A 5,260-nucleotide genomic window follows, 5' to 3' on the forward strand; every position below is an offset into this window, starting at 1 on the left:
GCGGCCCCGGTCGCCCCGGCGGCCCCGGCGGCCCGGGCGGTCCCGACGGCGCCCGGCCGGCCGGCGCGCAGGCCCGGCGCTGGCCGCGGCGGCGGATCGTGAAGTGGACGGTCTTCGGCGTGCTGATCGCCGTCATGGTGACCGCCGTCTCCACCTGGTTCTGGGCGGACTCCAAGCTCAACCACGAGAACGTGCTGGCCGACTACCCGGGCCGCCCGGCCGCCGGCAAGGGCACCAACTGGCTGATCGTCGGTTCCGACAGCCGCGAGGGCCTCAGCGAGTCCCAAATGGACATCATGCACACCGGGCACGACGTCGAGGGCAAGCGCAGCGACTCGATGATGATCCTGCACATCGGGGACCACGGGAACACCCTGATGAGCATCCCGCGCGACTCCTGGGTGCCGGTCCCCGAGTACAGGACCAGCGGCGGGAAGACCGTCAAGGCCACCACCTCGAAGATCAACTCGGCCTTCGCCACGGGCAACGGCCGGCTCCTGGTGCAGACCGTCGAGCTGAACACCGGCATCCGCATCGACCACTACGCCGAGATCGGCTTCGCCGGGTTCGCCGGCATCGTCGACTCCATCGGCGGCGTCGAGATGCACATCGACCAGGACGTCAAGGACAAGGACTCCGGCCTCGACCTCAAGGCCGGCGACCAGACCCTCAACGGCAACCAGGCCCTGGCCTTCGTCCGCCAGCGCCACCAGATGGCCGACCAGGACCTCGGCCGGATGCGCAACCAGCAGAAGTTCCTCGGCGCCCTCGCCCACCAGGCCGCCTCCCCGGGCACCGTGCTCGACCCGTTCACCTTCTACCCGCTGGTGGACTCGGCGCTCGGCACCCTGATCGTCGACGACGACTGCGGACTGACCGACCTGGGCTCGCTGTTCCTCGCCATGAAGGACGTGAACGGCGGCAGCGGCAAGACCCTCACCATCCCGATCGGCAACGCGGACTACCGCACCAAGACCGGCGAGTCTGCGGTGCTGTGGGACACCAACAAGTCCAAGCAGGTCTTCGAAGCCTTCAAGAACGACACCGCGGTGCCGGACTTCAAGTAACCGGACACGCCGGGTGACCGCCCCGCCACAATGGGTGGATGTCACTCGTCACCGCACTCGTCTACCGCCGACGCCACCGCCTCCTGGGCCGCCTGGTCCAGGAGGCGCTCGCGCTCTACGGCATGGAGGTCCCGGCCGCCTGCGAGATCGGTCCCGGGCTCAGCGTGTTCCACCGCGGCTTCGGCACCGTCCTGCACCCGTACACCACGCTCGGGGCGGACGTGACGCTCTACAACGGCGTGACCATCGGCCGGGCCGACCCGTGGCTGCCGCAGGAGCGCAGCGCGATGCGGCGGGTGGTGGTCGAGGACGGCGCGGTGCTGTGCGCGGGCGCCAAGGTGGTGTGCAAGGAGGGCGTGCTGACCGTCGGGGCGGGCACGATCGTGGGCGCCAACGCCGTGCTCACCCGCTCGACCGGGCCGGGCGAGGTGTGGGCCGGGGTGCCCGCGCGCAAGGTGGGGATGCGGGAGGGAGCCTGGGCGCCCCCGGTCCCGGCGTCCGGCCGACCTCAGGCGGACGGCGCCGACGGCAGCCGGTCGAGCACGATCCCGAAGCGCTCTCGGTAGGCGGACAGCGCGGCGGCGTCGGTGAGCTGCTCCTCGGTGCGGCCGCCGTCGGGGGCGGTGCGGATCAGCCGGGTGCCGCTGAGGGTCGTCCGGCCGCCGTCCGGGGCGAGCAGCGAGCAGGTGGTCGAGCGGGTGAAGTGGGACTGCGGCGAGGTGGTCTGCCACCAGCAGGTCGGCGCGAAGTCGGCCAGCCGGTACGGCCGCAGGTCCAGCCGGTACTGCGGCTCGCCGTCCATCAGGACGTCCAGCTCACCGTGGCCGCCGTACGGGCGGACGGTGAACACGCCCTGGGGATCGGCCTGTTCGCCGCGCTCGTCGAGGCGCAGCGGCAGTTCGCCGAACCTGCCGAAGCCCACGTCGACCAGCCAGGGCTCGTCCAGGTCGACGCGCAGTGCCAGGTGGTCCATCGGCGGCCCCGGCTGCCCGCCCAGGAAGGTCCGGGCGGCCAGCAGGCTCACCCGGTAGCCCAGCGAGCGCAGCAACTCGGCGAAGGCGCCGTTGAGTTCGTAGCAGAATCCGCCGCGCCGCCGGTCCACCAGCTTCGCCACCAGCGCCGCCGGCTCCAGTACCACGGGCTCGCCCAGGTGGATGCTCAGGTTCTCGAACGGGACCGCGAGCAGGTGGGCCCGCTGCAGCCGGGCCAGCCCGTCCGCCGAGGGCGCGCCGGGGGCCCTGACCCCGATCCGCTCCAGGTACGCCGCCCGGTTGGCGGCGGTCAACTCGTCGTACGCGTGCTCGTGGTCCATCCGCCCATTCCACCCCGGGCCGGGGCGGCGGGCCATCGGTCCTTGGGCCTAGGGCGCGGGGCCCGGGCCCGGGAACGACACCGCCCCGGAGTGGGGAGTCGGCCGGGCCGACTTCCCACTCCGGGGCGGTACGCGAGCCGGTGGCCGCGGTGACTACTCGACCACGCCGGACTTGGCGATCTTGATGGCGGCCGAGGTACGGCCGCTCTGCGAGCCGAGGCCCTCGATCTTCTTCACGACGTCCATGCCCTCGACGACCTCGCCGAAGACGACGTGCTTGCCGTCCAGCCAGTCGGTGACGATGGTGGTGATGAAGAACTGCGAGCCGTTGGTGTTGCGGCCGGCGTTGGCCATCGACAGCAGGCCCGGGCGGTCGTGCTTGAGCTGGAAGTTCTCGTCCGCGAACTTCTCGCCGTAGATGCTCTTGCCACCGGTGCCGTTGTGGTTGGTGAAGTCACCGCCCTGCAGCATGAAGGCGGGGATCACGCGGTGGAAGCCGGAGCCCTCGTAGCCGAAGCCGTTCTGGCCGGTGGCCAGCTCGCGGAAGTTGCGGGCGGTCTTCGGGACGACGTCGTCGAACAGCTTGAAGACGATGCGGCCGGCCGGCTCGTCGTTGATGGTGATGTCGAAGAAAACGTTGGAACCCATGCAGGGATCATGGCACGACACGCAGGCCGCCGCGCGCCACCCCCGGCTCACCCGCCGGTGACGTCGGCGTGTTATCCGGCGGGCGCCGGGTGGCCGGAGCGGCCACCGCCGCCGGTGGGCAGGCTAACCTCGGTGTCGGGTTCGAGCCTTCGGTCGGAACGACGCGGGAACGGCGGGGTGGACGGCATGCGGATCGGTGAACTGGCCCGGCGCACGGGTGTGAGCGAGCGCTCGCTCCGGTACTACGAACAACAGGGGCTGCTGGTCGCCCGGCGCACCGCGGGCGGCCACCGGGAGTACCCGGAGACGGCGGTGGACCGGGTGGTGCACATCCAGGAGCTGTTCGCCGCCGGGCTGCACAGCCGGACCATCTACAAGATCCTTCCCTGCATGCGGGACTCCGACGGCGGACCGAGCGAGACCGCCACCCCGCTGCTGGTCGAGGAGCTCACCGCGGAGCGGGAGCGGATCGACCGGATGATCACCGACCTGCTGCGCTCGCGCGAGGTGCTGGACGAGGTGATCGCCAGCGCCTCCGGGGCACCGGCTGCGGCCGAGGCGGCGTAGCAGCGGCCGGGGGCGGCTCAGGCCGCCCTCCGCTACAGCTCCAGCTCCGCCACCACCTGGTCGCCGCTCAGCTCGCCGGTCGGGCGGAAGCCCAGCCCGGCGTAGAACCCGGCGGGCCCGTCCGGGCCGGGGTGGTGGGTGACGGTCGCCCGGGTGCCGCCACGGCGGCGGATCTCCGCGCAGACCTGCTCGACGGCGAAGCGCCCGTACCCGCCGTGCTGCCGCTCGGCGTCGACCAGCAGGCGCCAGAGGCCGGAGCGGGGGCGGTCGTCGGGGCGCTCCGGGTCGAAGCGGACGTCGAAGAAGGCCATCACGAAGCCGACCGGCCGCCCGCCGTCCAGGATCAGCCGGGGCCGGGCCGTCTCCCCGTGCACGTACGCCTCGGCCAGTGACTTCGCCACCGGCGCGACCAGACGCTCCTGGTCGGGGCGCACCCGCAGGGCGAGGGCGGCGTCGATGTTCCCGGGGGTGAGCACGGCGAGGCTGAGGTCGGAAGGCACGGCGGGCAGCCTAGACAGCCAGGCCGCCCGCCGTCGTCCGGATTACCGGGCCGCGTTCACGCCCCCGCCGGGTAGTCGGTGCCGCGGCCGACCGCCGCCCAGGCCTCGGCCTCCTGGCGCGCGCCGTCCAGGTTGCTCAGGACCGCGTCCACGGCGTCGGTGCCGAGCGCGAGCCGCAGCGGGGTCTTCTCCGCGGCCAGAGCGGCCAGGATCGCCTCCGCCGCCTTCGCCGGGTCCCCCGGCTGCTTGCCGTCGGAGTCCGGAAGCCCGGTGCGGACCGGGCCGACCAGCGGCTCGTACGCGTCGATCGGGGCGCTGTGGGCGAGCGCGCCGCCGCCCGCGAAGCCGGTCCGGAAGGCACCCGGCTCGACGATCAGCACCTTGATCCCGAAGCCGGCCACCTCCAGGGCCAGTGCCTCGGACAGCCCCTCCAGCGCGAACTTGGTGGCCGAGTAGGCGCCCACGCCGGGGAAGGAGAAGCGGCCGCCCATGCTGCTCATCTGCACCACGGCGCCGGTGCCCCGGGCCCGCATGTGCGGCAGCACGGCGCGGGTGAGCGCGGCCGGTCCGAAGAAGTGGAGGTCCATGAGGTCCCGCAGCTCACGGTCGGTCGACTCCTCGACGGCGCCGATCAGGCCCCGGCCGGCATTGTTCACCAGGACGTCGATCCGGCCGTGCCGCCGCACGGTCTCCTCGACCACGGCGGGGATCCGCTCCTGGTCGGTGACGTCCAGCTGCACCGGAACCACCCGGTCCGGGTGCGCGGCGGCCAGCTCCGCCAGGGTCTCGGGGCGGCGGGCGGCCGCGACGACGGTGTCACCGGCCGCCAGCGCGGCCTCGGCGATCGCCTGGCCGAAGCCGGAGTTGGCGCCGGTGATCAGCCAGACCTTGCCGTCGGCGGGCTGCTCGGGGGTGCTGCTCATGATCGGTAATCTCCCGCAATGATCGCGCCGTGCACAGAAGTTGACGATCATTTATGTCACCCGGGCGGCCGGTTCGTCCAGGAGGTCCGACGGCGGACGACGAACGGCCCCCGGCCGCTCGGCGGCGGTCGGGGGCCGTTGCGGAGTTCGGGGCCGTTACGGGAGGTTGCGGGCCATGACGATCCGCTGGACCTGGTTGGTGCCCTCGTAGATCTGGGTGATCTTCGCGTCCCGCATCATCCG

General features: G+C 72.5%; 8 protein-coding genes. 3 read left to right on the forward strand and 5 right to left on the reverse strand.

Going from position 1 to position 5,260, the window contains the following annotated elements; all coding sequences use genetic code 11:
* The coding region (locus tag ACFV1W_RS39945; RefSeq protein WP_380422420.1) for an LCP family protein at positions 1–1,067 on the forward strand (1,067 nt) is incomplete at its 5' end.
* Positions 1,068–1,105: 38 nt separating this feature from the next.
* Positions 1,106–1,633: a hypothetical protein gene (locus ACFV1W_RS39950; protein WP_380422422.1), complete on the forward strand. Its 528-nt coding sequence runs from the start codon at positions 1,106–1,108 to the stop codon at positions 1,631–1,633.
* On the opposite strand, the gene ACFV1W_RS39955 is transcribed toward ACFV1W_RS39950, so the two are convergent.
* Complete coding sequence (locus ACFV1W_RS39955; protein ID WP_380422423.1) at positions 1,576–2,379, reverse strand: arylamine N-acetyltransferase; 804 nt, start codon at positions 2,377–2,379, stop codon at positions 1,576–1,578. The two genes, ACFV1W_RS39950 and ACFV1W_RS39955, sit on opposite strands and share 58 nt — an antisense overlap.
* A 153-nt stretch (positions 2,380–2,532) precedes the next feature.
* Entirely contained in the window at positions 2,533–3,027 is a 495-nt protein-coding gene (locus ACFV1W_RS39960) for a peptidylprolyl isomerase (protein WP_380422425.1), read from the reverse strand.
* Between the two features lie 186 nt (positions 3,028–3,213).
* Between ACFV1W_RS39960 and ACFV1W_RS39965 the strand changes: the two genes are divergently transcribed.
* A complete protein-coding gene (locus ACFV1W_RS39965) occupies positions 3,214–3,594 on the forward strand; it encodes a MerR family transcriptional regulator (RefSeq protein WP_380422426.1) in 381 nt (126 codons plus the stop codon).
* Between the two features lie 32 nt (positions 3,595–3,626).
* On the opposite strand, the gene ACFV1W_RS39970 is transcribed toward ACFV1W_RS39965, so the two are convergent.
* The 3 genes from ACFV1W_RS39970 to ACFV1W_RS39980 all read right to left on the reverse strand — a co-directional run.
* Positions 3,627–4,094, reverse strand: a complete 468-nt coding sequence (locus tag ACFV1W_RS39970; RefSeq protein WP_380422428.1) for a GNAT family N-acetyltransferase — start codon at positions 4,092–4,094, stop codon at positions 3,627–3,629.
* Between the two features lie 56 nt (positions 4,095–4,150).
* Positions 4,151–5,017 (reverse strand): oxidoreductase, encoded by an 867-nt coding sequence (locus ACFV1W_RS39975; RefSeq protein ID WP_380422430.1) that lies wholly within the window; start codon positions 5,015–5,017, stop codon positions 4,151–4,153.
* Between the two features lie 156 nt (positions 5,018–5,173).
* On the reverse strand, positions 5,174–5,260 hold an 87-nt coding region (locus ACFV1W_RS39980; protein ID WP_157846636.1), incomplete at its 5' end, for an acyl-CoA dehydrogenase family protein.

This window comes from Kitasatospora sp. NPDC059648 (genome assembly GCF_042734825.1).
In the GTDB taxonomy this organism is placed as follows: domain Bacteria; phylum Actinomycetota; class Actinomycetes; order Streptomycetales; family Streptomycetaceae; genus Kitasatospora.

Bases quoted from the DNA above. Each gene is read 5' to 3' on its own strand.
- ACFV1W_RS39950 (WP_380422422.1), top strand. From the start codon at position 1,106: ATGTCACTCGTCACCGCACTCGTCTACCGCCGACGCCACCGCCTCCTG.
- ACFV1W_RS39955 (WP_380422423.1), bottom strand. From the start codon at position 2,379: ATGGACCACGAGCACGCGTACGACGAGTTGACCGCCGCCAACCGGGCG.
- ACFV1W_RS39960 (WP_380422425.1), bottom strand. From the start codon at position 3,027: ATGGGTTCCAACGTTTTCTTCGACATCACCATCAACGACGAGCCGGCC.
- ACFV1W_RS39965 (WP_380422426.1), top strand. From the start codon at position 3,214: ATGCGGATCGGTGAACTGGCCCGGCGCACGGGTGTGAGCGAGCGCTCG.
- ACFV1W_RS39975 (WP_380422430.1), bottom strand. From the start codon at position 5,017: ATGAGCAGCACCCCCGAGCAGCCCGCCGACGGCAAGGTCTGGCTGATC.